The sequence below is a fragment of the Acinetobacter sp. ANC 5054 genome, assembly GCF_002135295.1.
GTDB lineage: Bacteria > Pseudomonadota > Gammaproteobacteria > Pseudomonadales > Moraxellaceae > Acinetobacter.
The window spans coordinates 1-24599 of the sequence record NZ_NEGG01000010.1; the positions used below are offsets into that span (position 1 = coordinate 1).

The following is a 24599-nucleotide window of genomic DNA, read 5'->3' on the forward strand; positions in this document are numbered from 1 at the left end:
CCTCTATGCTCAATTTGGGTGGCCTGCCTTTCACTAGAATATGCTTGCGCAATTGCTCAACCATTAAATAAAGGGTTGACCATGAGATGCCTGTGTATCGCTTAAACTGGGTTTCAGAAAGCTTCTTTGAATCAATGTATTTCATCCGCATATTATGCATGATAATTTAAGATTGTTTGGTACAGATAATCAGCAAAATGTAGATCGTTTTTTGATTTATGAAAGAGATCTAATGATTAAACTATGAATGGGATAAGTGTAAAGCAGAAAAAGCTAAATCCAATTTCTTTGAAAACTCAGAAATTAGCAGCAATAACATTCGTTTCCAAGGTGCATGAGCAAAGACAGAGCATTGCTCTGTCTGAAGCACAAGAATCAATACACAGGACTGCATTACAATCGCTATCGTTATTATTCGCCTTATTTAAGACGCTTAATTTATAAAGATCCGATAAAGCCTTTAGGATGATTGCTATGTAATTATATTTATTAGCGATAAACTCAAATGCTAATAAAACCTTTAAGTGCCTGACAAAATGCTTTCGGTTGCTCTAGGTTGGAAATATGAGATGCATTAATTTCAAATAAGGAGCTGCTTCGTACATTGTTAATAATGTATTGCGCATCGGCCACAGTCGTCACAGGGTCTTTTTGACCTGCAACCACCAACATTGGCACAGTGATGTTTTTAAGCTGTTCACGAACATCCGCTTTAGCCAAAGCTTCACAGCAGCTTGCATAACCTTCTGGGCTGCCAGCACCAAGGTCGTTACTTAAAGATTCTACAATTGCTGCGTTGCTTCGGATAAAGGGTTCGGTAAACCAGCGTAATGCTGCTGTTTCGGCAATCGGTTTTAGGCCTTGTTCGCGTACTAAAGCTGCGCGCTCGTTCCAAGCCTGTTCTTGCCCGATTTTTGCCGCCGTATTGCAGACTACAACATGGTTAAAGCGTTCTGGATGATGAATGGCCAACCATTGACCTGTCATTCCTCCCATGGATATACCGCAAAAACTAGCTTTGGCAATATTTAAATGATCTAGTAGATTTATCACATCATTTCCAAGCTGCTCTATGTTGTATGGTCCTTTTGGTGCGCTAGATGCACCATGGCCGCGCGTGTCATAACACACAATAAAATATTCTTTTTTAAAGAAATTGATTTGCGGCTTCCACATACTGAATTTGGTGCCCAGCGAGTTAGAAAAAATTAGTGCAGGCTTGGTACTGTCACCAAATGTTTCATAATTAATTTCAGCATCATTTGAAATAAATTTTGGCATGTTTTGAATCCTTAATTTTATAAATCCCCCTAAATCCCCCTTTGATAAGGGGGACTTTTATTGAGGATTAAACACGTTCAATAATCAAAGCGATCCCTTGTCCAACACCAATACACATTGAACATAGCGCATATTGACCGCCAGTTTGTTCCAGTTGATTGAGTGCTGTTGTGACTAAACGTGCACCCGATGCGCCGAGTGGATGTCCCAAAGCAATCGCACCGCCATTTGGATTTACTTTAGCCAATCCATCTTCTAGACCAAGATCACGAGTCACTGCTAAAGCCTGTGCTGCAAAGGCTTCATTCAGCTCAATCACATCCATCTGATCGAGTGTTAAGCCTGTTTGAACAAGTAATTTTTTGATGGCAGGCGCTGGACCAAAGCCCATGATGCGAGGCTCTACACCAACCGTGGTTGCGCCAATAATTTTGGCACGCGCTTTGAGTCCATATTTTTCTACGGCATCATCCGATGCAATGAGTAGGGCCGCAGCACCGTCATTAATCCCTGAAGCATTACCTGCAGTGACTGTACCTTCTGCCTTCACTACTGGTTTGAGTTTATTTAAACCTTCGAGTGTGGTTGACGCACGCGGGTGTTCATCTGTATCAACAATAACGGCATCACCTTTACGTTGAGGTATGCTGACCGCAATAATTTCGTTTTTAAAAAAACCTTTGGCTTGGGCTACTGCGGTGCGCTGTTGACTGTTATATGCAAAGGTGTCTTGATCTGCACGGTTAATATTGAACTGTTCCGCAACATTTTCCGCAGTCTGCGGCATGGTTTCTACGCCATACATGTCTTTGAGTTTTGGATTAATAAAGCGCCACCCCATTGTGGTATCTTCAATCTTTTGACTGCGGCCATATGCACTGTCCGATTTACCCATGACAAAGGGTGCACGCGACATGCTTTCTACGCCACCTACAATAATCAGATCTGCTTCGTTGGCTTTGATTGCACGTGCGGCCATTGCTATGGCATCTAGTGATGATCCGCATAAACGGTTTACTGTGGTTGCAGGTACTTGATATGGAAGTCCTGCCAACAGTACAGACATACGTCCGACATTACGGTTGTCTTCACCTGCTTGGTTGGCACAGCCGTAAATGACATCATCTACTTGTTCCCAATTAATAGTTGGATTGCGTTGCATCAGTGCTTTAATCGGCACTGCGCCGAGATCATCTGCACGTACTGGTGCAAGTCCACCAGCATAACGTCCAAATGGTGTGCGAATAGCATCGATGATGTATGCGTTTTTCATTTTGTTTATTTCCAAATCCTTTGAATCCCTCCCAACCTCCCTTTAAAAAAGGGAGGAGAACCACAACCCAAATTGATCATGTGGAAGTCCCCCTTTGAAAAAGGGGGATTTAGGGGGATTAATCATTCATTCTGTATTAATTAAATGTCCCATCCACCAGCTTTGCACCAGTCATAGACTGCAGTTCCTCAAAGCTCAGACCGTCTACTTTTTCAATCACGGTCATGCCTGTAGGCGTCACATCAATGACGCATAGGTCGGTATAAATGCGGTCTACGCATTTCAAGCCAGTGGCAGGGTAACTTAATTCAGCGACAATTTTAGGCTCGCCTTTTTTAGTTACATGATCTGTGGTGATAAATACTTTCTTTGCACCCACAGCCAAGTCCATTGCACCGCCCACCGCAGGGATTGCATCGGGAGCGCCTGTATGCCAGTTGGCTAAGTCGCCATTTTCAGCCACTTGGAATGCACCAAGTACAGCAATATCTAAGTGACCACCACGCATCATGGCAAATGAGTCACCATGATGGAAAAATGCACCGCCAGTCAACATGGTGACAAATTCTTTACCCGCATTAATCAGCTCTGGGTCTTCTTGACCTTTTTCTGGAGGTGGGCCAAAAGCCAATAGGCCATTTTCAGAGTGTAGAAATACGTCTTTATCTGAAGGTAAATAGCTGGCAATTTTAGTCGGCAGGCCAATACCCAAATTGACATAAGCGCCATCTGGAATATCTTGTGCCACACGTTCAGCGATTTGATCGCGGCTTAATTTTAAATAGCTCATCATGATCTCCTCGTTTTACTGTGCTGGCTGCACTTGTACAACATGCTGTACAAAGATGCCTGGGGTAATAATATGCTCTGGATCTAAAGCACCAAGGTCGACTACTTCTGCAACTTGAGCAATAGTCACATCAGCCGCCATAGCCATGATTGGACCAAAGTTACGTGCAGATTTGTTATAAACCAAGTTGCCCCAGCGGTCGCCCTGATGTGCCTTAATTAAGGCAAAGTCCGCTTTGATTGGATTTTCTAAAACGAAATCTTTGCCTTCATAATGTAAAGTCGGTTTGCTTTCAGCAAGCAAAGTACCAAAACCAGTCGGTGTATAGATTGGACCGAGACCCATACCAGCAGCTTGAATTCGGCAAGCCAAGTTGCCTTGCGGCACCAGCTCTAATTCAATTTTGCCAGCGCGGTAAAGCTCATCAAATACCCAAGAGTCAGACTGACGCGGGAAAGAACAAATGATTTTACGTACAGCACCTGCTTTCAGCAGTTTGGCTAGGCCATAATCGCCATTACCCGCGTTGTTATTGACGATCACTAAATCTTTAATACCGAGTTCAATCAGACCATCAATGAGTTCAGCAGGCTGACCTGCTGTGCCAAATCCGCCAATCATGATGGTTGAACCATATTTAATTTGGGAGAGTGCTTCTTTTAAGGAAGCTGTGCTTTTATCAATCATAATTGTTCCTAAGGCCAAATAATGTGGCGTTATGCATAACAAAAAACTATTTAGAATCTATTTGAGGTGCAGCAGGTGCAGTGACTGCTGAAATTTGCTGCTTAGGTTTAGTCAATAAAAGATGGGCAATAATACCGATACAAATTCCCCAAAATACTGAACTTAAACCTAAAAAATGCATACCTGATGCTGTTGCCAAAAACGTAATGAGTGCAGCATCGCGTTCAGATTCATCTTTCATGGCAACAGAAATATTGGTGGAAATTGCGCCAAGCAAGGCCAAGCCTGCAAGTGCTGCAACTAGCTCTTTAGGCAAGAGACTGAACAGCATGACAATACTGCCCGCGAACAATCCGCCTAAAATGTAGAACAGACCATTTGCAATCCCCGCGATATAGCGCTTATCTTTCAGCTCATGCGCATCTTTACCCATACAGAGTGCTGCGGTAATGGACGCTAAAACAATCGTAATACCGCCCACACAAGCGACAGCCAAAGAGGCAATACTGGTTGCAGTAATAATAGGTTTGGCAGGGGTGTCATAACCGCTGAGCTTCATAATGGCCATGCCCGGTAAAAATTGTCCCGTCAAACTGACTAAAATGAGCGGAATGGCTAAATTCAACATGCTATTTAGAGTCCATTCAGGGCTAATCCAGTGTGGAATGGCCAGACTGAAATTGACGGACACTGGGTTCATTTTTCCAAAAAACAAACTCAGCAGTACGCCTGCGAATAAAACCCACACCATGCTGTAACGCGGATTCAGGCGTTTTGAAATCAGAAAAACCAGCAACATGCCAAAGACAATCAGCGGCATACTATCTGTAGATGTAAATAATCCCAGTCCAAACTGAAAGAGAATGCCGGCCATCATCGCAGCTGCAATTGACTGCGGAATCCATTTCAATAATTTGTCAAAATAGCCACTGAGTCCAATAAACAAAATGACTAAAGCTGCTGTGATATAGGCAGCAACGGCTTCATTTAATGAAATATTCGGAAACAGCGTAACCAGCAGTGCAGTGCCAGGTGCAGACCAAGCAGTGATGACTGGTACTTTGTATTTAATAGAAAGAAAAATGCCTGCAGCTGCTGCACCAATTGAAATGCCCCAAATCCAAGAAATCATCATTTCTGGCGCAACTTGGGCCTTTTGTGCAGCTTGGAAAAAAATAATCAGCGGTCCTGAATATGAAATAAGAACCGCTAAAAATCCTGCCACCGTAGCGGATACAGACCAATCCGCTTTAAGCATTTTTAACAGGGTCGCCATTGCTCTTGCCTCCATGCCGATAAATCAATGATCCTGTGTCATGAACGATCAGTTTTAACCTTGATCACCGCCGCCAACGGGAACTACAGTCCCAGTCATATATGAAGATTCGTCAGAAGCAAGGAATAGAATTGCATTCACTTGTTCTTGAATAGTGCCGTAACGCCCAAGGAATGTACGGTCAATGGTTTGATCGACAACTTCTTGCATCCATTGTTTTTCGGCATCGGATAGTGGATTCGCGTTACGTGGCACTTTACGCGGTGGTGCTTCTGTACCGCCAGTTGCGACTGCATTGACACGAATACCATCTTTAGAATGGCAAAATGCTAAAGATTTGGTTAATGCATTGACGCCGCCTTTAGAGGCCGAATAAGGAATTCGGTTAATGCCGCAAGTGGCAATAGACGATACATTAACAATCACGCCAGACTGATTTTTTAACATTTCAGGCAATACGGCATGGCAGCACCACATGGTTGGAAATAGTGAACGGCTGACTTCTTTTTCAATTTCTTCAGGGCTAAATTCGGTGAATGGCTTCATCCAAATCGCACCGCCGACATTATTGATTAATCCATCAATTCGGCCATAAGTTTCAACGGCTTTGGCTGCAACAGCTTCAGCTCCCGTATAGGTCTCTAAATTTGCTTTCACCACAATGGCATCACCATTGTTGGCCTCAATTTCTGCTAAGGTCTCGTACACATAGTTAGAAAAATCTGCCAATACCACATGAGCGCCTTCGCTTGCCGCTTGCAATGCAACACCACGGCCGATGCCTTGTGCGGCACCTGTCACAATAATGACCTTATTTAAAAATCTTTGACGATCCGACATTGAAAAAACTCCTAAAATTAATTTGCAGAGAATTTTTCAAAAAGGAAGTTCGCTGGTTTAACGCCAGCAGAATCCAGCCATCCACGTACAGCATCAACCATCGGTACGGGGCCGCAGAGGTAAACATCAACATCGCCGCCGTTTAGCCATTCATTGTCTACATGACTGGTGACATAGCCTTTACGTTCATGCGCAGATTCAGGGCTTGCAACAACGGTACGGTATTCAAACCAAGGTAATTTATTTTGTAAATCGTTCAGCTTTTCTAGGGCAACCAAGTCAAAGTCATTGGTCACGCCAAAGACAAGACGTACAGGCTGATCAGAACCTTTTTCTTCTAAAACTTGCAGCATCGACATAAATGGCGCAATTCCTGTACCGCCAGCCAGCATAACGACAGGTCGTACAACATTACGCAGGTAGAAGCTACCAAACGGGCCTTTAAAACTCATCACATCGCCAGCTTTGGCATTGGCGCTAAGGAATGAGCTCATTTTGCCTTCTGGCACATTACGTACAACAAAGCCAGTCAAACGGTTGCCCGGTTTAGAGCTAAACGAATATGAACGAGTTTCTTCTGTACCAGGAATGCCTACATTGACATATTGACCCGCCAAGAAGTTAATTTCTGGCTGACCTTCGTCTAGCTGAATATCGAAAGTAATGGTCGAATCAGACAAATTTTCTACACGTGAAAGTGTGCCTTTAAACTCGTGGATTTCAGTTTTGCAGACATCAGAAGATGCCTGAATTTGGAATATTGCGTCTGAGGTTGGTTTGCATTGGCATGCCAAAATATAGCCTTCAGCTGCTTCTTCAGGTGTTAACGCGTCTTCAATATAATTATCTTCAGGCATATCAAATGAACCTGATTCACAAAATGCACGGCATGTACCGCAAGCACCGTCTCGACAGTCTAGAGGAATATTGATCTTTTGGCGGTAGGCTGCATCCGATAAGGTTTCACCTTGTGCAACAGAAATAAAGCGTGTTACGCCATCTTCAAATTGAAGTGCAACATTGTGGTTTGACATGGCTGAATATCCTATATAAATCTTTGGAACTAAGCCTTTCAGCCAAATGTCCTTCTGGCCGAAAGGTATACCTTGCTGTAAATAACAGTCTTAGAGGTGATAAATATCAATCACTTGGTTGATATAATCGTTTTTCAATACAACATACTTGCTCAGAATCTTTGGTTCAGTACCAGAAAAATCAATTTCATAGCGTGACATGCCAAAGTAGCTGTAATTGGTTTTGTAGCGGAAGCTCAACGTATTCCAGTTAAATCGAACGGTCACTTTGCTGCCTTCACGTTCAACCACTTCAATATTACAAATGTTGTGGCTGGTGCGGGTGTCTGGCATGGTTGCAGAGGAGCGTTCTGTTTTAATACGGAACACGCGATCTTCTAAACCTTGACGGTCAGGGTAGTAAATTAGTGAAATTTCTGACTGAGGGTCTTGGGTGAGTTTGTCGTCATCGTCCCAAGCAGGCATCCAAAATGATGCAGAAGGTGCATAGCAATTTACCCAGTCATCCCACTGTTCATCGTCCAAAAAACGCGCTTCGCGATACAAAAACTGAGAGATTGCTTCAAGCGTTACGGCATCTTGCTGCACGGCTGCATTCATGCACTTTCTCCCATAGCTTTAGCTTCTAATTCCGCTAAGTCTTTTTCTGCTTGAATCGCGTGTTTCATCATATGCAGCCAATATTGATGCTGCGCAAGATATAAACCTTCATCTTCCGTTTTAATGCCGCTGAGCACAGGTTTTAAACCGATTTCATTGGCTGCATCGTCTGGGCCTTGAATCCAATGTTTTGAACCGCGGCACATATCGTTCCATTCCAGTTCAATACCCGCATAGCCCGCTTGGCAAGCACGGAATTCTTCTAGATCATCTGGTGTTGCCATGCCTGAAGCATTAAAGAAGTCTTCATACTGGCGGATACGGCGTGCGCGAGCTTCAGGCTCTTCTCCCACAGGCGCAATACAGTAAATCGTCACTTCAGTTCTATTGACTGAAAGTGGGCGAAGCACTCGAATTTGCGAACCAAACTGGTCCATCAAATATACGTTTGGGTATAGGCAAAGGTTACGTGAACGCTCAATCATCCATTTAGACATTGGCGCGCCAAATTTTTCGGTATATTCATCCGCTTTAACAAAGTTTGGACGGTCTTCAGGGTTTGCCCATTGCGTCCAAAGCAGCATGTGGCCATGTTCAAAACCGTATGATCCGCCGCCTTGCTTGCCCCAAGAACCTGCGCTCATAGCGCGGATATTATCAGCAGCCTGTGCTTCTTTACGATGCTGAGTAGTTGCCGCATAGTTCCAATGAACCGCAGAAACGTGATAACCGTCTGCACCATTTTCTGCAGTCAGTTTCCAGTTGCCTTCATAGGTATAAGTAGATGAACCGCGAAGTACTTCTAGGCCTTGATCAGATTGGCCAACAATCATGTCAATAATTTTTGTGGTTTCACCTAGAAATTCTTCAAGTGATGGAACATCAGGGTTGAGGCTACCAAATAAAAAGCCTTTATAACTTTCAAAACGTGCGACTTTTTTTAAGTCATGCGAACCGTCTTGGTTAAAGCAGTCTGAATAGCCCGCTTCTGATGGATCTTTAACTTTTAGCAACTTACCTGAGTTATTAAATGTCCAGCCGTGGAATGGGCAGGTATAGGTTGCTTTGTTGCCTTTTTTATGACGGCAAAGCTGTGCGCCGCGGTGTGAGCAGGCGTTAATCATGGCATTCAGTTCACCTTGGCGGTTACGCGCAATGATGATGGGCTGACGGCCAATATGTGTGGTGTAGAAATCGTTATTATTTGGAATTTGGCTTTCGTGTGCCAAGTACACCCAGTTACCTTCAAAGATGTATTTCATCTCTAAATCAAAAAGGGCTTGATCTGTAAATACAGAACGATGAAGTTTAAATTCACCGCTTTCAAAATCGTCAACTAAAAGCTCGTCAATACGATCAAGATGGCAGGTGTTAATTACTGGAATACGAGGCATGTCCGTTCTCCGATTTTCCAACTTATTAGGGGAGCCACTCAGAAGTCATGGAACTGACATCTGAGTTTCCTTTGAGAGTATTAAGCGCTAGCGCGGCGACGATCAACTTCTGTCGATGGCGCTACTGATTGGTCTTTCACCAATTCCACATTAAAAGTAATGTGTTTAAACGCTTCTTTCTGGCCGCGGCGTTCCAGTTCTGCAGCATCTGTCACATCTACAGCAGTCGCGACTAAACCGTCACGAGTTGCAAATGCAAAGTCGTCCCAAAGATATTTGTCGCCTTCAATATTGAATTGAGTGGTCAGCTTGCGGTAGCCCGGCGCGGAAACAAAGTAATGCACGTGAGAAGGGCGGTTGCCGTGACGTCCTAATTTGTTTAATACAAACTGAGTTGTGCCTTCAGGCGGGCAGCCATAGCCCACTGGCATAGTGGTTTGAGCTACATATTGACCGTCTTGATCTGCAAGAATGGTACGGCGCAGGTTAAAATCAGACTGAGATTTATCAAAGAATGAATAGTTGCCTAAGCTGTTGGCATGCCAAATTTCAACTTTAGCGTCTTCAATAACATTGCCTTCTGTATCGGTAACTGTGCCTTCAATAAACAATGTTGGAATTTTTCCAGCTTCAGAACCATCATCCATACGGGCAAAGCCAACTGTTTCTGGTGCGCCTGCAACATAAAGTGGGCCTTCAATCGTACGTGGCGTACCGCCTGTAATGCCTGCTTTGGCATCCGCTTCATCAGCACGTAAATCAAGATAATGTTCTAAGCCTAAACCAGCTGCCAAAAGCCCCAATTCGTTGGCTTGGCCCGCATCTGTAAAGTATTCAAGGCCTTTCCATAGCTCTGATTGTGAAATATCCAAGTCTTCAATGGCTTGGAATAAATCACCCAGCAAACGTACAGTAATTTGCTGTATACGTGCGTCTACAGGTCCAGTTGCAGTGTCTACATTCATTTGTTTAACGAGTGCATCAATTTCTTGACGGTTCATACTAATGCTCCTTAAGTATGCAATATATTCAGGTGGCTGGAGTGAAAGAAGATTTCACTTAGCTGCCATAATCCTTGTTTCAAAACATTTAATTTTTAGCAGCCTGTTTTCAGGCTCTAACTACATCAACAGCTGCTCCTTAGCTGTCGTCACTGCGTACCGAAGATGGATGACGATTTAACGCCATGACTTCAATCTTCATGTAAGGGTAAAGTGGTAAACCTTGTAAAATGCTGTGCAATTCTTCATTGCTTTCAACATCAAAAATGCTGATGTTTGAATATTGTCCAGTAATACGCCAAATGTGGCGCCATTTACCCTTGTTTTGCAGATCTTGTGAATAGGCTTTTTCGACTGCCTTAATCTCATTGGCTGTTTCCGCAGGCATATCCAGCGGAATATTCACGTCCATACGTACTTGAAAAAGCATGTGAAACTCCTGTTAATTCTTAACGCTTATTTACGGCGCAAGTTGTCAATCTTATCTTCATCCAGTTCAATACCTAGGCCCGCAGTTTTAGGGACTGCCAATTCAAAGTTTTGGTATTGAAGCGGTGTTTTTAAAATGTCCTCTGTTAGCAGCAGCGGGCCAAAAAGTTCTGTGCCGTAAGCAAGGCTTTCAAATGTTGTAAATGCATGTGCAGATGCGATAGTGCCGACTGGGCCTTCCAGCATGGTGCCGCCATACAGGTCTATACCTGCCAATTTGGCAATTTTGGCAACTTCACAGCCTTCGCTTAATCCGCCTGATTGAGCGACCTTTACTGCAAAAACAGAGGCTGCATTGCGTTTTGCTAGGTGATAAGCGCTGTTTGGTCCCATCAGTGATTCATCAGCCATAATGGCAATATCAAACTTACGGGTTAAACGCTGCATAGCATCAATATTGTCAATTGCGCAGGGCTGTTCAATCAGATCAACGCCGCCATCTTGCAGTAATTGAATACCTTTGATTGCTTCTAATTCTGACCAAGCGCGGTTCACATCTACTCGGATTGAAATATCTGCACCTAAAGCTTTTTTGATTGCCAGTACATGCTCAACATCTGCTTCTACAGGGCGTGAACCAATTTTTAATTTGAAAATATTGTGGCGTTTTGCCTCAATCATTTTTTGCGCTTCAGCAATATCTTTATCTGTATTTCCAGAAGCTAGCACCCAAAGCACAGGTACACTGTCACGCAGACGCCCGCCAAGCAGCTCACTGACTGGCAAGCCAACACGCTGCGCTTGAATATCTAATAAAGCCGTTTGAATGGCACATTTAGCAAAACGGTTGCCGTTGATATTACGCTTAATGATTTGCATAGTTTTCGCGACATTTAAACCCTGCAGCGATTTCATCAGTGGCGCAAAATAAGTTTCAATATTGGTTTTTATGCTTTCTGGACTTTCTTCACCGTAGCCTAAACCGCCAATCGTGGTCGCTTCGCCCCAACCGATAAATCCATCTTCTGTTGTGACTTTAATCAAAACGAGGGTTTGTGTTTGCATTGTCGCAACCGCCATCTTATGAGGGCGAATTGTAGGAATTTCGACAAGCAGTGTTTCAATGGATTTATACATCTTTGACTCTTCGCAACCTTGCGTTGTGTACTTGATGTGATATACCTTAAAAGAATAATATTTGACTGTCGAAGATCAAATTTGCATTTTTTTATATTTAAAAGGTATGGATTGAAATGGAACTCAGGCACCTTCGTTATTATGCAGCAGTGGTAGAGGAGCAAAGTTTTACCAAAGCCGCAGAAAAGCTTTTTATTGCTCAGCCACCGTTAAGCCGCCAAATTCAGAACCTTGAAGCAGAGCTTGGCATTCAACTTTTTGAACGCGGCAGCCGCCCACTTAAGACTACGGAAGCAGGTCAATTTTTTTATCAGCACGCAGTTAAACTTTTGTCTAATGCTGAAGAAATTAAAACCATGACCCAGCGCATTGGTTTAGTCGAAAAAACCATTACCATGGGTTTTGTAGGATCTTTGCTTTATGGCTTTTTGCCAAAAATTATTTATTTATTCCGTCAGCAGCATCCAAATCTAAAAATTGAATTGATTGAGATGAGTACCAAAGATCAAATTTCGGCATTAAAAGAAGGAAGAATTGATGTCGGATTTGGCCGTTTGCGTATTTCAGACCCCGCGATTAGACGTGTGTTGTTACGTGAAGAACCCTTAATGCTAGCTGCACATAGCAGCCATCCTTTTTCGCAACAAAAAGAAGGAGTGTATTTAGCCGACATTGTAGATGAAAATTTATTTTTGTACCCAAGTATGCCTAAACCAAATTTCACTACTCAAGTCCGTCAGTTGTTTTCAGAACATGGACTTGACCCAAAGAACTTAAAGGAAGTTCGTGAAATTCAGCTTGCTTTAGGTCTGGTGGCGGCAGGAGAAGGGATGTGTATTGTGCCAGCCAGCGCACGCACCATTCAGTTTTCACATTTAAATTATATTCCGATATTAGATAACGCTGCTGTCAGTCCAATTTTCTTAGCGATACGCTCTATGGATGAAAGTGAATATATCCGCTCTCTATTTGATAGTATTTATCAAGTCTATGATTTAGAAGCAATTAAATACGATCGAGCGGTGATCTAGCTTTAGGCGAAATTTTATTAAAAAAATGCAATTCTTCACAGCTTAATAAAACAATAAAAATCATGTAAATATTAAAGTTATAGCGAATTTAAGCGAAAGTCTTAAATTCGCTTTTTTATGCTTAAAAATAAGCCAAAAATGCTTAAATTGCATTATTTTAAACACTTTTTAAAATATAAATACTGTTTTAACTATTTGCTATATATAAATAATTTTTTAAAACCGACTAAAAAGGTATAAATTTAGAGCTAATCGGTTTTGGACATAAAACCCCTTTGCTTCATTGTTTCTCCTGCAAGGAACATCGCAAGCAGGAGGCGAGCATGAACACCCAATCTATAAATATCAACCATGTGATTGATGAAGCAAAATTTAAGCCTTTCCATTGGGGCGTACTCATTTGGTGTCTTTTAATTATTATTTTTGATGGCTACGATTTAGTCATTTATGGCGTTGCATTGCCATTGCTGATGCAGGAATGGTCACTTTCTGCGGTACAGGCAGGCATGCTGGCCAGTACCGCATTGTTCGGCATGATGTTTGGTGCCATGTCCTTTGGAACGCTGTCAGATAAGTTAGGCCGTAAAAAAACCATTATGATTTGCGTCGCCATTTTCAGTGGTTTTACATTTTTAGGCGCGTTTGCAACGAACCCTGTCGAATTCGGTATTTTACGATTTCTCGCAGGTTTAGGTATTGGCGGTGTGATGCCAAACGTCGTTGCGTTAATGACAGAATATGCACCAAAACGCATCCGCAGTACCTTAGTGGCTTTGATGTTTAGTGGATATGCCATTGGTGGTATGACTTCTGCATTATTGGGCGCATGGCTAGTTACCGATTATGGCTGGAAGATCATGTTTTATATTGCAGGGATTCCATTTTTAGCATTGCCCATTATTTGGAAGTTTCTACCTGAGTCGCTGATGTTTTTGACCAATAAAGGCGAAACCGAAAAAGTTCGTGCGATTGTTCAAAAAATTGCACCAGAACAGAATGTTACAGCACAAACGACATTTACACAGAATGAAGCAACCGCTGGAGATGAAGCGCCTTTAAAAGCACTGTTCCAGCAAGGCCGAACCTTTAGTACAGTCATGTTTTGGATTGCATTTTTTATGTGCTTATTGATGGTATATGCGCTAGGTAGCTGGTTACCAAAACTCATGATTCAGGCTGGCTATTCATTAGGTGCAAGTATGCTATTCCTCTTTGCCTTGAATATTGGCGGGATGATTGGCGCGATTGGCGGTGGTGTTTTGGCAGATAAATTCCATCTAAAACCAGTACTCAGCATTATGTTTACTGTTGGTGCAATTGCTTTGGTGCTGCTTGGTTTTAATAGTCCGCAAGCCGTACTGTATACCTTAATTGCTTTAGCTGGCGCAGCAACGATCGGTTCTCAAATTTTACTCTATACTTTTGTCGCACAATTTTATCCAGCTGCAGTACGTTCTACAGGCATGGGCTGGGCATCAGGGATTGGACGAATTGGCGCAATTGTAGGTCCTGTACTGACAGGCGCATTACTTACGCTTGAATTGCCGCACCAAATGAATTTTCTAGCGATTGCCATTCCAGGCGCTATAGCAGCTATAGCTGTATTCCTTGTGAATTTAAAAGCGTCTGTGGAAGGCGTTAAAAAAGAAGAGCAAGGGCTACCGATCAAAGGCACAGCCATAAAAAGCGCTACGAATTAAGCGACACATTTAAAAACCCTTCAATCTTTAAAATCCTCAAAACCCTTATGCATATATATAAGGGCTAGAGAAATGCTGTATCTAAAAACTGTAAAAAAGGAACGGGTTTAGCCCAGAGAGGTCAGGATGAACACTCAATTTTTAAACTTTATGCTTAAACCCTTAACATTGGCCTGCATGATTGCATTGCCTGCTGTCACACAAGCTGCACCAGCATCTGAAGCAGAAGTAGAACAACTGCGCACAGAGGTTAAAGCAAAATCTGAATTCGTTGCTGTACAAGCGTCTACACCTGCCATTAAAACCGAAGGGTTAGCTTTAAAAACCAAAGGCGGCGCAGAATTGAGTATTTATGGTAACGTCCGTGCCGATGCACTGTATCAATCTGAAGGCGGCAGTGCTTCACGCCTATATAACCAAATTAGTTCTGTACCTTTAGATGGCAATGGGGAAAGTTCTGACCGTTTAAAAGCATCACTGGCAGCTACACGTTTAGGATTGGATTTTAAAACTCCAACTCAGGCAGGTGATGTGGGCGGTAAAATTGAAGTCGATTTTTTAGGGGCAAATGATAGTTTGCGTATTCGCCATGCCTATTTAACTTATGATAATTGGCTGATCGGACAAACATGGTCAAACTTTGCCGTACCCGATTATATGCCCGAAACGATTGATGCATTAGGCTATGTAGGGGGGGCAGTAAAGCGTACACCGCAAGTGCGCTATAGCTATAAATTTGATCCTGCTACAAATTTAGTTGTGGCAGCAGAAGATTCAAAAGATGATAGTTCCAATATGCGTTTGCCTGCATTGACTGCCCGTTTAAATCATAAATTTAGCGATACATTGGCAGTCAGCGCACGTGCAATGGCAACAGAAAAGAAAACTGATGCAGACACTGAAACAGCATGGGGTCTAGGACTGGGCGCAAAATTGGATCTTAGTGATCAAACCGTAGTGAAAGCAGATTACTACCATGTAAAAGGCGACAGCAGTTTTGTATCGTGGGCCAACTCAGGTTTTGTCACGAATGCGGATAAAGATATTATTGCAAGTAATGAATTCGATTCAATTACTTTAGGCATCACCCAACAATTTAACGCACAACTGCGTGGAACTTTGGGCTATGGCTACATGAAGGCAGATAAAAATAATCGTTATATCAATGCTTTTGCAGATAAAACCAAAATTAATAAAGACTTATGGCAAGCATGGGCCAATGTATTTTATAGCCCAACAAAGCCCATCAGCTTAGGGCTGGAATATGTCTACGGTGAACGTGAAGCATTTGGTGCCGCACCAAACGGTAGTACTAAAGGTGAAGATAACCGTGTAAATGCCGTAGCAATGTACAATTTTTAAAATTATTCAAAATAGGTAAATGTAAAAATGGCAATTTAAGTTTCAGATTTTGATTCTTAAATTGTCATTTGGATATTTACCTATTGTTTTATAAAAAATTAAGTTCAATAAACAATATTTTAACTCCATGCCGCACTATCGATTTTAAGTATTTCGAAATACGTAGGACAATATCTACGTTGACATCGTAGAGGTCGTTAATTCGAGTCGACTTATCCGTATTAAATTTTTTATTTTTAAAACAAGTAAATTTAATCAACATCATCAAACAGATAATGAGCAAAATGTGATTTATGGATATGAGGTGAATACTTTAGCCTATGAATCCAATGATCAAGTGACCAAGCACTATGTATACGAGAAAGGTTCATTTGTTCCATTAGTCCAAGCAGTTTATACAGAAGGCATTGAGCTTCATCAATCCCCTGACTGGTCAAATAAGCCTTATAGCCTACAACGTGATCCATTGTGGAAAATGAGTAAGAAGGCTAAAGATTGGAATGATGTATGGTTTTACCACTGTGATCATTTGGGTACGCCACAGGAAATGACTGAGCATACGGGTGCGATCATTTGGAAAGCCAATTATTTTGCTTGGGGCGAGTGTAAGCCTGAAAAAGCTAAATCCAATTTCTTTGAAAATTCTGAAATTATTTCAAATAACATTCGTTTTCAAGGACAGTATTTTGATTTAGAAACAGGTTTGCATTACAACCGCTACAGATATTATTCACCTTATGTGGGGCGTTTTATAAGTAAAGACCCAATAGGACTTTTAGGTGGATTGAATGTTTATGCTTATGGAATAAATGCAATAGGGTGGACTGATCCGCTTGGATTGAGTAGTAATTGTCCATTGAATTGCCCAGCTGGGACTATAGATCCTTCAAGTGTTCATTTCATGCAAAGTAGTGCGAAGAATCAGACTGGTGATTATACTGTTTTAGGCAATGCTAAATCCCTTAAGAATGGAACTTTAGATGCAAATGTATTGAGAGCAAAAGTATGGAAGGATAATTCAGGTAAAATTTGGACATTAGATCATAGGCGTCTTGCTGCGTTTAAATTGGCGAAGAAATGTATGCCGATCACTTGGGCTTCTGCTCAAGAAGTAGACCAACAAATGTGGAAAATGTCGACTAAAAATGGTGGAAATTCAATGAAGTTAAAATTAGGCAATGGTCAATCTACGGTGGTGAAATAGTGAATAAGTTGAACGAAGCAGTTGAAAAAATAAGTACTAAAGAGGATTTTTTAGAATTTACACAAATTCTAATGGAGGATCTTTCATTAAATAAATGGGAGAATAATAATTTAGCTGATTATCTTGAAGGTGTTAATAGTTGGGTGGATGATATGGAGGGTTATTTTGAAAATATGAAAGATTTTGACACACTAGAAAAAATTAATAAAAATCAGCTCGATTGGAAAATTTTCGCTAAAATTTTATTAGCAGCTACAATGTATGAATAATTAAATTTCATAAATAAATATTCGGAGTTATCTATATTTAAATTATGGATAACTCTAAGTTCTTATTTAATAAATTTTTGATCCTATCACTTAATTATTCAATTAGACAATCAGAAACGGAAACTAATTTGGAAAGTGAGTTACCTTGCTTGGGGTGAGTGTAAGGTTGAAAAAACTAAGTCGAATTTCTTTGAAAACTCAGAAATCATTTGTAATAACATTCGTTTCCAAGGTACATGAGCAAAGTTAGAGTACTGCTCAAACTGAAGTGCAAGGATCAAGAAACAGGGCTTCATTACAACCACTATCACTATTTTTCACTCCAGTAGGGCGTTTCACTTCTAAAACTCCAAATGTATTGGTTGTTAGGCATAAGGTTGATGCTAAATTTCCTAATCGAGTCGAAATAATTTATTAAAAATTCACATCAAAATCATGTCATTAAATCTTAAATATAGGCAAGTATTTGTAATATAAAAATAAATATAAAATATTTAATGTGGGAAAATAACAAGGTAAAGTATTGTAAAGTTTAATACAAATGATTATGATTCGCATTTATAAAATATCATCCATTTATTGAGCCCCTTAGCGTGTGCGCTATAGGGGTAAATTTATGGGTAGATAAGTTGAATGATTATTATTATCTTTTGTGTGGGATGTCGTGATGGATCATCAAATAAATAATTGCTTGTTGACCAAGAAAATTGGATTGACGTTGTTAAAACCAAGCCACTTAACATTATGTTTAGCTGCGATTATGGGGGGAGGTCACACATTCGCGGAAACCGTCCAAGAGGAAAAAACTGGATTTAAGACAGCGGTAACATTGCCTGTGATTACTGTATATGCAGAGCAAGCGGAAAATACTGCGGCATCGGTGACCAGCATCAACCGTGACAGTATGGATCAAACGGGTGTGCAGGATATGGCTGATATAGTGAAATATTTGCCCTTAGTTCAAGCGCCATTTTCTGTATATGGTGGCGGTACATATATTGATAGTGCTGGCACCAGTAGTTATAACATTCGTGGTTTGGATGCCAATCGAATTGGATTAGATATTGATGGTGTTGATTTGGCTGAAGCCGCGATCAGTCCGTATATGCCACCTGCAAGTATGAATAAGCGTGGTGCAGGACGTGATTATATTGAGCCTGAAATGCTGAATGCAGTAGATATTGTTTCAGGTACAACAGATGCATCAACCGATGGTGTGGGTGGTCGCGTATCGTTTAAAAACAAATCACCCCATGACTATTTAAAACATGGAGAAACCCTCGCAGGTGCTGCCAAAGCTGGCTATAGCTCTGCCGATGATTCTTGGTTGGCATCGGTCACTGGTGCAGTCGGGAATGAACAAGTTAAAGCTCTAGTTGCTTATGCACACCGTGATGGTCATGAAACCAATGGAAATTCTAAAACCAAGGCATTTAAAACAGATTGGCAACAAGATGCTGCACTTGCCAATTTTAGCTGGGAAATGAACGATGAACATCAACTTAATCTGACTGCAGATATCTATCAAAAAGAAGCAGATACACTGGGGATGGATGTATCTGCATTTATTGCGTTTAAAACAGATACTGCAACCCAGCATCAAAAAATTCAACGTAGTACATTTTCGATTGAAGATATCTACAAGCCAACACAGCTATCTTTATTTGATAAATTAAGTACCAAGCTGTGGCATCAGAAATCGGAAAATGAAACACGTACGATTTATGATACTGGAACCTATATCCGAGATTTCTTAAACAGTTATGAGCAGACCAGTACGGGTATAAAGCTGGATGCAAAAAAAGATTTAGATGCACAAAAACTCAAATATGGTCTGATCTATGATCACAAAGCCTATTCAAGTGACCGCGTAGAAAGTCGTAGTAATGGACAAAAAATTCCATTTACTGGCACATATTTAACCGATTCAACTTTGGACCGATATGCAGTTTATGTTTCAGATCAATTCAGTTTTTATCCAAATAACAAAGAGCTTTCATTTACACCTTCACTACGTGTAGAGCATCAGCAATATAAACCTGAAGATTCAGGTTCTAAAATTGAATCAAAAGACTTTACATATTTAGCACCGGGTTTCACAGCTGCATATCAACTGACACCTGAAAATTATAGCTATTTTAAATATGCTCGCGGTGCACGTATTCCATCACCCATGGAAATGGGCGGATCTTATGAAACCTCCAATGGTGCAACGTATCTGGTGAAAGGTAACTCTGATTTAGAAAAAGAAACCAGTGATGCTTTTGAAATTGGCTTAAAAAATACCGCAATTGATGGCGTAAAATTCGACTTAACGGGCTTTTACACCGTTTATAGCGACTTTATTGATTATAAACAGGTTTCAGTTCCTAACTATTTCTTGGTTTATCAAGCGCAAAACATTGCCGATGCGAAAATTTGGGGTGGTGAGCTCTCTGCTCGCCTTGACCTTGGACAATTTATACAAAATTCAGAAGGTTTTAGCCTTGCATTAGTGGCAGGAAAAACACGTGGTACGGCAAAAAATAAAGATGGTTTAAAAACTGGACTGAACTCGGTACAGCCAGAGAAAGGTAGTCTAACGTTTGCTTATGATGATCCAAATCAAACCTTTGGCTTGGGTTTAACTGCAACGGCTGTGGGTTCAAAGCAGGCGCAATTAGATGCAAGTGCATTTCAACCGAATGGTGAACAGCTGAAATATGAAAAAGTTGCGGGATATGCGGTGTGGGATTTATCTGCCTATTGGAATATCAATAAAGAGACTAAGCTCAATGTGGCTTTGAATAACATTTTTGACAAAACCTATTGGAACTATGCTTCTGTCGGAACGCTCAATGCAACAGAAAAAGCTGAAATGATTGACCGTTCTGCTGAACCCGGACGAAATGTAACTGCCAGCATTCAATATAAATTTTAAACCTATTTCTATTACCTGAGATCACAGCAAAACTGCTGTGATCAATTTAAACTTTTGCAAAAATAAGGACTTGATGATGTCAAAATTTACTGTATATGCATTGGGCGCAGCAATTGCAGCTGTAGCAACATGGACGGCAGCGAAGGACGTAAATGCAGAGCCCTCTGTATTTCAAGAAGCATATGCTTTGTATGTACTTCAACATCCAGACAACAAATCACAGAATAGCCAAACCTTAATCAAACAATTTAGCCTAAATTATGCTGATTTATTTAAACAACATAATAAGGTCACGCAAGATCAGTTTGTACAATTTGAACAACAGCAGTTAGATACGCTGATGAAACAACGCCGTGAAATGTCTTTAAAACAGGCTTATGTTCGCTATGGTATATTAGATGCAGATAAAAATCAGGTATTAACCTTAAAAGAATTCCAAGATATTGGACTCAAAAACTTTGCTGATTATGACAAAAATGGCGATGGCATCGTGACTCAGGATGATGTGAAAACAGCCGCAGCCAAGGGCACAGAAACACATGATGGCTTCCGCGTCCGTCTACCAATTTCAATGCCAATGGCCAACAATCCACAAGAATTTATCAATCAATATGGCAAGGGCAAAGGTCATGCAACGTTGGGTGATTTTCTAAGTGGTCGGGATCAGCAATTTTTTGCCACAGACAGCAATCAAGATTTAACTGTTTCTGAAAAAGAATATGTGGATGAATTTATGGGACGTTTTGACAAAAATACGGTGTCTGGAAAAGAACAAATGAAGGAAGTTTCAGCGCGTAAATTCCAGGCCATGAGTGGCGGAAAAGCAACAATTCAAGCGAAAGATGTTGAAAAATTTGCCAAACAATTAGATCGAGCAATTAGCCAATAAAGCATTCAATCAACAGACCATAAACTTATTTAAATTTAATAGGATTTGAGTAATGAAAAAAACATTGCTTGCATGTACTTTGGCGATGATTTGCGTGAATGCTTTAGCACATTCACCATTTATTGCACCAAGTAATTATATTGTAAATGGCAACAATACCTCGATTTTATCGGGTTTTGCAGAACATGCTTTTGATTCAGAAGTTGCTATACGTGGTTTTGATTTTTATGTGGTTAATCCCAAACATGAACAAAAAAATCTAGAGGTCGTAAGCACTTCAAGTTTAAGCAGTGCCAATGTGGAATCCACCATTGATGGAACCTATCAAATTGTAGGTAAGCGCAGTGCAAGCATTCAATATGCAAAAGTCGGTAAGCGCTGGCTACGTGTACTTGATGCGAAAGGTACAAATGTTCCACCATTGGATGCGCGTTCATTTGTACTGCCTACAGAATTGAGCCCAAAGAATGAAAAACTTGATGTGAATCGTATTGATGAGTTGCTGAGCTTTTTCTCGAAGTATCAGACATCGGATATTCAAAAGAATCAGTCAAAATTGGGTTTAAGTTTTGATTATTCGGTACATCCAAATAGCATTAAAGTGGGGCAATCATTTACTTTGACAGTAAAGTTAAATGAGAAAGCAGCTGACGGTTATCAAGTGCAGCTTGAAAAACAGCAGACTTCAGCAAGTGAAAAAAGCGAGGTTTTAAAATTAAAAACCAATGCACAAGGTCAAGTTCAATTGCCATTTAATGAAAAAGGTCAATATTTGGTGACGGTCACTTCACCTGAGCTGAATGAAACCATTAAGCCGCAATTAAATACCTATCGCAGTATTTTGAGTGTTTATGTGAATCCTTAAAATGTGAATGCTTAGAATTCTTAGCTGCACATTTGAAATTCAACAACATATTGTTGTCATCAAAACCTGACTCGGACTTTTAAATCCGAGTCTTTTTATTGGATGAAGGTTCAAATGTGAATGGATTCTGAAACATATTCAGTTGCATAATTTTAGGATGCTATTTTTGAAGTATTAAATTCACTCAGAAAAATGCTGTTAAGTCCTATACAAGCCTTTTAGCTGAAATTTCTTGCTTTATAATAAGCGAGGTTAAAATTTGTGGTAGCGTTTTAGGTAAGTTGCCAGCCCATTTCGATTGAAAGGATAGTGCATATGAAATACATGGAAATCAGAAACCTAATTGGGCAAGAACTACAACAATATGCTCCCAATCAGCTGATTCCATCGGAACGCTATTTGGCACTGAAGTATGAGTGTTCTAGAGAAACCATTCGTAAAGCATACGAGCAGCTACGCGCAGAAGACAAAATTTATAAAGTGCATAATGTCGGCTGGTTTGTGAGCAATAAAAAAATTCAGTACTTCCCAGCGTCGATAGAAAACTTTAACAGCTACCTCAAAGCGCAAGGTTTTAACGCTAAAACAGAACTTGTTTCTGCAAAATTGGTCGATTCTGCTTTTGATGGGGCAGATGTTTTTGACCCTGTAATCAGCCAAGATGGTTTTTTTGAGATTATACGATTGCGTTATGCAGATAATGTTCCAGTATTGCTGGAATATAATTATTTGCCTGCTGCTTTATTTCCAAATTTTCTCGATTTTGACGTCATTCCTTCAGTTGAAGAAGTTGTAAAAAATCATTATCAATTCAATTACAGCAGCAGCCGTTTAAAAATTAAAAATACGGCAGCGGAAGAGTTTGATGGTAAACAGCTTGGAATTCCATCGAGTCAAACGGCTATACGCATTGAACGCATATCAAAATCAGATGATCAAGTGATTGAATTCGATATTGAAATATGGCCTGAGGATAAAATTGAAATGAATATGGAGATCTATGCTTAAGCTGATCTTTTACTCAGCTATATTATTTTGAATACATCGATTGATGGATAATCATTGCGCTGCAGATAAACCAATAGAAAAGAGTCAACTGAAATTGAAATGGTATTTATTGTTAGATCGAATAAATAGTTTAAAAAAATAATTTAATCAGTAAATAATATTGGTATGTACCACTTATATCTAATACATTTCGCACTGTTTTATCGGGTGTGGGATGATGCATGGCTCAAAGTTTTCAATATGACAATGATCGTCAAGATCGCTGGCTGGGCTTAAATCTCTTCAGCTGTTTGAATGCTCCACTGTATGTGTTTGACGCTTATCGACTTTTGGGTGCTGCCGCATGATGGAGCAAACCAAAAATTTGGGTCATGGCATGGGAGAAAGTCCAGAAATCAAAGATTGGTTGGATATTTCCAGCGGTGATCTACATTCACTCCAGCAGCACTATCCGCAAGTCATTGGTCAACAGACTATTTTATGGCGTAGCCCGCGTCCATTTTCAGCAGCGCTTTTGCTGCAGGTCAATGCTCAGATTTTTTTTGTTAAACGCAGCAACCGTTTATTTCGCAGTGCGCAAGATTTACAGCAAGAACATCAACTTATCCGTTATTTAGATGCGCAAGGCATCGATGTGCCAAAAATTATCTCTGCACATCATGGCGCAACGGCAGTGGAGTTGGGAGAGTGGAGCTATGAAGTGCATGAAAAAGCGCATGGTGTAGATCCTTATGCCAATCAGCTGTCTTGGAAACCGTTCTTCTATGCAGAGCATGCGGCAAAAGCAGGAAAAAAATTAGCAGAACTGCATCAAGCGGCAAAGCATTATCCAGTCACTCAGGGGCGAAGTGCCGAGCAGTTGATTTCAAATCAAGACTTGCTAGAAAGCGAAAACATCCATTTAGCTATTTCACAGCGCATTCAAAATAGCCCAGCGCTGAGTGCATATTTTGCAAATAAAGTACTAGATGAGACATGGCTGAAGCAGCTGATCAGTGTGCATAGTCAGATTAAAAGCACCATGCAGCAGGTGCCCAAAATTTGGACCCATAATGACTTTCATGCCTCAAATTTACTGTGGTCAGATGCAACTGATGCTGCAGAGATTACAACCGTTATTGATTTTGGTTTAGCCGATCGTTGCAGTGCTATTTATGATTTGGCAGTGGCAATTGAGCGAAATTTTATTGATTGGCTTGCGTTGGCGAAGGGACCTGATCTTTATATTGATGAAGCGGGTTTGACTGCTTTTGTTTGGGCCTATATTGAACAGGCGGGATTGAGTCCAGAGCTGGAAATACTGCCTGAATTGATCAAAATTGTGCATAGTGATTTCGCACTGTCCGAGCTGGAATACTTCGCGGGTATTACTCAAAACATCAAACATGCCGATGCAGCCTACTATGACTGGCTCATTGCACATACAGCATGGTTCTTCCAGCCGCAAGGCCTGCAATTTTGTCAAAAATTGGCGCAGTTGATTCAGTCTTATAAGGGGCACACTTTTGAGGTGTGTAAGTCATGATGCAGCCTCAGACGTTTAAGCCATTTTTAATCCGCATTCAGTTTGTAATCAGTGCTTCGTGCATCTTTGCTGCGACAAACATAT

22 protein-coding genes and 2 pseudogenes are annotated in these 24599 nt (G+C 40.9%); 12 read left to right on the forward strand and 12 right to left on the reverse strand.

All coding sequences use genetic code 11. The features are described 5' to 3' along the window. Positions 1–248 precede the first annotated feature (248 nt). Positions 249–466 (forward strand): annotated as a pseudogene (locus tag B9T33_RS16685) (hypothetical protein); the annotation flags it as partial. 35 nt (positions 467–501) lie between these two features. Here B9T33_RS16685 and pcaD read toward each other — a convergent pair. The 12 genes from pcaD to B9T33_RS10890 form a co-directional block, all read right to left on the reverse strand. Further along, entirely contained in the window at positions 502–1281 is a 780-nt protein-coding gene (gene pcaD / locus B9T33_RS10835; RefSeq protein WP_086178918.1) for a 3-oxoadipate enol-lactonase, read from the reverse strand. A gap of 67 nt (positions 1282–1348) precedes the next feature. Further along, entirely contained in the window at positions 1349–2554 is a 1206-nt protein-coding gene (pcaF, locus tag B9T33_RS10840) for a 3-oxoadipyl-CoA thiolase (protein WP_086178919.1), read from the reverse strand. Between the two features lie 136 nt (positions 2555–2690). Next, positions 2691–3344, reverse strand: coding sequence for a 3-oxoacid CoA-transferase subunit B (locus tag B9T33_RS10845; RefSeq protein WP_086178920.1), 654 nt, complete (start codon positions 3342–3344; stop codon positions 2691–2693). A 15-nt stretch (positions 3345–3359) separates the two neighbouring features. Further along, complete coding sequence (locus tag B9T33_RS10850) at positions 3360–4031, reverse strand: 3-oxoacid CoA-transferase subunit A (RefSeq protein WP_086178921.1); 672 nt, start codon at positions 4029–4031, stop codon at positions 3360–3362. Between the two features lie 46 nt (positions 4032–4077). After that, on the reverse strand, positions 4078–5307 hold the full coding sequence (benE, locus tag B9T33_RS10855) for a benzoate/H(+) symporter BenE (protein ID WP_086178922.1): 1230 nt from the start codon (positions 5305–5307) through the stop codon (positions 4078–4080). 54 nt (positions 5308–5361) lie between these two features. Beyond that, positions 5362–6147 carry a benzoate diol dehydrogenase BenD gene (gene benD, locus B9T33_RS10860; RefSeq protein ID WP_086178923.1) on the reverse strand — a complete coding sequence of 262 codons (786 nt, stop codon included), beginning with the start codon at positions 6145–6147 and terminating at the stop codon, positions 5362–5364. 17 nt (positions 6148–6164) lie between these two features. After that, a complete protein-coding gene (benC, locus tag B9T33_RS10865; RefSeq protein ID WP_086178924.1) occupies positions 6165–7181 on the reverse strand; it encodes a benzoate 1,2-dioxygenase electron transfer component BenC in 1017 nt (338 codons plus the stop codon). Between the two features lie 90 nt (positions 7182–7271). Then, positions 7272–7781, reverse strand: coding sequence for a benzoate 1,2-dioxygenase small subunit (gene benB / locus B9T33_RS10870; RefSeq protein WP_086178925.1), 510 nt, complete (start codon positions 7779–7781; stop codon positions 7272–7274). Beyond that, the gene (gene benA / locus B9T33_RS10875) at positions 7778–9175 is read right to left on the reverse strand and encodes a benzoate 1,2-dioxygenase large subunit (protein ID WP_086178926.1); all 1398 of its coding nucleotides are present in this window, start codon (positions 9173–9175) and stop codon (positions 7778–7780) included. The genes benB and benA overlap by 4 nt, the downstream gene beginning before the upstream one ends. Before the next feature lie 80 nt (positions 9176–9255). After that, a complete protein-coding gene (gene catA / locus B9T33_RS10880; RefSeq protein WP_086178927.1) occupies positions 9256–10176 on the reverse strand; it encodes a catechol 1,2-dioxygenase in 921 nt (306 codons plus the stop codon). Positions 10177–10315: 139 nt separating this feature from the next. Beyond that, positions 10316–10606 (reverse strand): muconolactone Delta-isomerase, encoded by a 291-nt coding sequence (gene catC, locus B9T33_RS10885; RefSeq protein ID WP_086178928.1) that lies wholly within the window; start codon positions 10604–10606, stop codon positions 10316–10318. 26 nt (positions 10607–10632) lie between these two features. Beyond that, a complete protein-coding gene (locus B9T33_RS10890; RefSeq protein WP_086178929.1) occupies positions 10633–11742 on the reverse strand; it encodes a muconate/chloromuconate family cycloisomerase in 1110 nt (369 codons plus the stop codon). A 116-nt stretch (positions 11743–11858) separates the two neighbouring features. Here B9T33_RS10890 and B9T33_RS10895 point away from each other — a divergent pair, with 116 nt between their 5' ends. The 11 genes and pseudogenes from B9T33_RS10895 (at position 11859) to B9T33_RS10940 (ending at position 24515) form a co-directional block, all read left to right on the forward strand. Beyond that, the gene (locus B9T33_RS10895; RefSeq protein ID WP_086178930.1) at positions 11859–12773 is read left to right on the forward strand and encodes a LysR family transcriptional regulator; all 915 of its coding nucleotides are present in this window, start codon (positions 11859–11861) and stop codon (positions 12771–12773) included. Between the two features lie 323 nt (positions 12774–13096). Beyond that, positions 13097–14473, forward strand: a complete 1377-nt coding sequence (locus tag B9T33_RS10900) for an MFS transporter (protein WP_086178931.1) — start codon at positions 13097–13099, stop codon at positions 14471–14473. A gap of 126 nt (positions 14474–14599) precedes the next feature. Next, a complete protein-coding gene (locus B9T33_RS10905) occupies positions 14600–15835 on the forward strand; it encodes a DcaP family trimeric outer membrane transporter (protein ID WP_086178932.1) in 1236 nt (411 codons plus the stop codon). A 253-nt stretch (positions 15836–16088) separates the two neighbouring features. Then, positions 16089–17039: pseudogene (locus B9T33_RS10910) on the forward strand (RHS repeat domain-containing protein); the annotation flags it as partial. Further along, entirely contained in the window at positions 17039–17308 is a 270-nt protein-coding gene (locus tag B9T33_RS10915; RefSeq protein ID WP_086178934.1) for a hypothetical protein, read from the forward strand. The pseudogene B9T33_RS10910 and the gene B9T33_RS10915, both read left to right, overlap by 1 nt. A 667-nt stretch (positions 17309–17975) precedes the next feature. Next, positions 17976–20228: a TonB-dependent hemoglobin/transferrin/lactoferrin family receptor gene (locus B9T33_RS10920; RefSeq protein WP_086178935.1), complete on the forward strand. Its 2253-nt coding sequence runs from the start codon at positions 17976–17978 to the stop codon at positions 20226–20228. 76 nt (positions 20229–20304) lie between these two features. Then, entirely contained in the window at positions 20305–21117 is an 813-nt protein-coding gene (locus B9T33_RS10925) for a hypothetical protein (protein ID WP_086178936.1), read from the forward strand. A 52-nt stretch (positions 21118–21169) separates the two neighbouring features. Further along, a complete protein-coding gene (locus B9T33_RS10930) occupies positions 21170–21982 on the forward strand; it encodes a DUF4198 domain-containing protein (RefSeq protein WP_086178937.1) in 813 nt (270 codons plus the stop codon). Between the two features lie 315 nt (positions 21983–22297). After that, on the forward strand, positions 22298–22990 hold the full coding sequence (locus B9T33_RS10935) for a GntR family transcriptional regulator (RefSeq protein WP_086178938.1): 693 nt from the start codon (positions 22298–22300) through the stop codon (positions 22988–22990). Positions 22991–23211: 221 nt separating this feature from the next. Then, the gene (locus tag B9T33_RS16650; RefSeq protein WP_265733594.1) at positions 23212–23337 is read left to right on the forward strand and encodes a hypothetical protein; all 126 of its coding nucleotides are present in this window, start codon (positions 23212–23214) and stop codon (positions 23335–23337) included. Further along, positions 23334–24515 (forward strand): phosphotransferase enzyme family protein, encoded by a 1182-nt coding sequence (locus B9T33_RS10940; RefSeq protein ID WP_086178939.1) that lies wholly within the window; start codon positions 23334–23336, stop codon positions 24513–24515. The genes B9T33_RS16650 and B9T33_RS10940 overlap by 4 nt, the downstream gene beginning before the upstream one ends. Positions 24516–24599 lie beyond the last annotated feature (84 nt).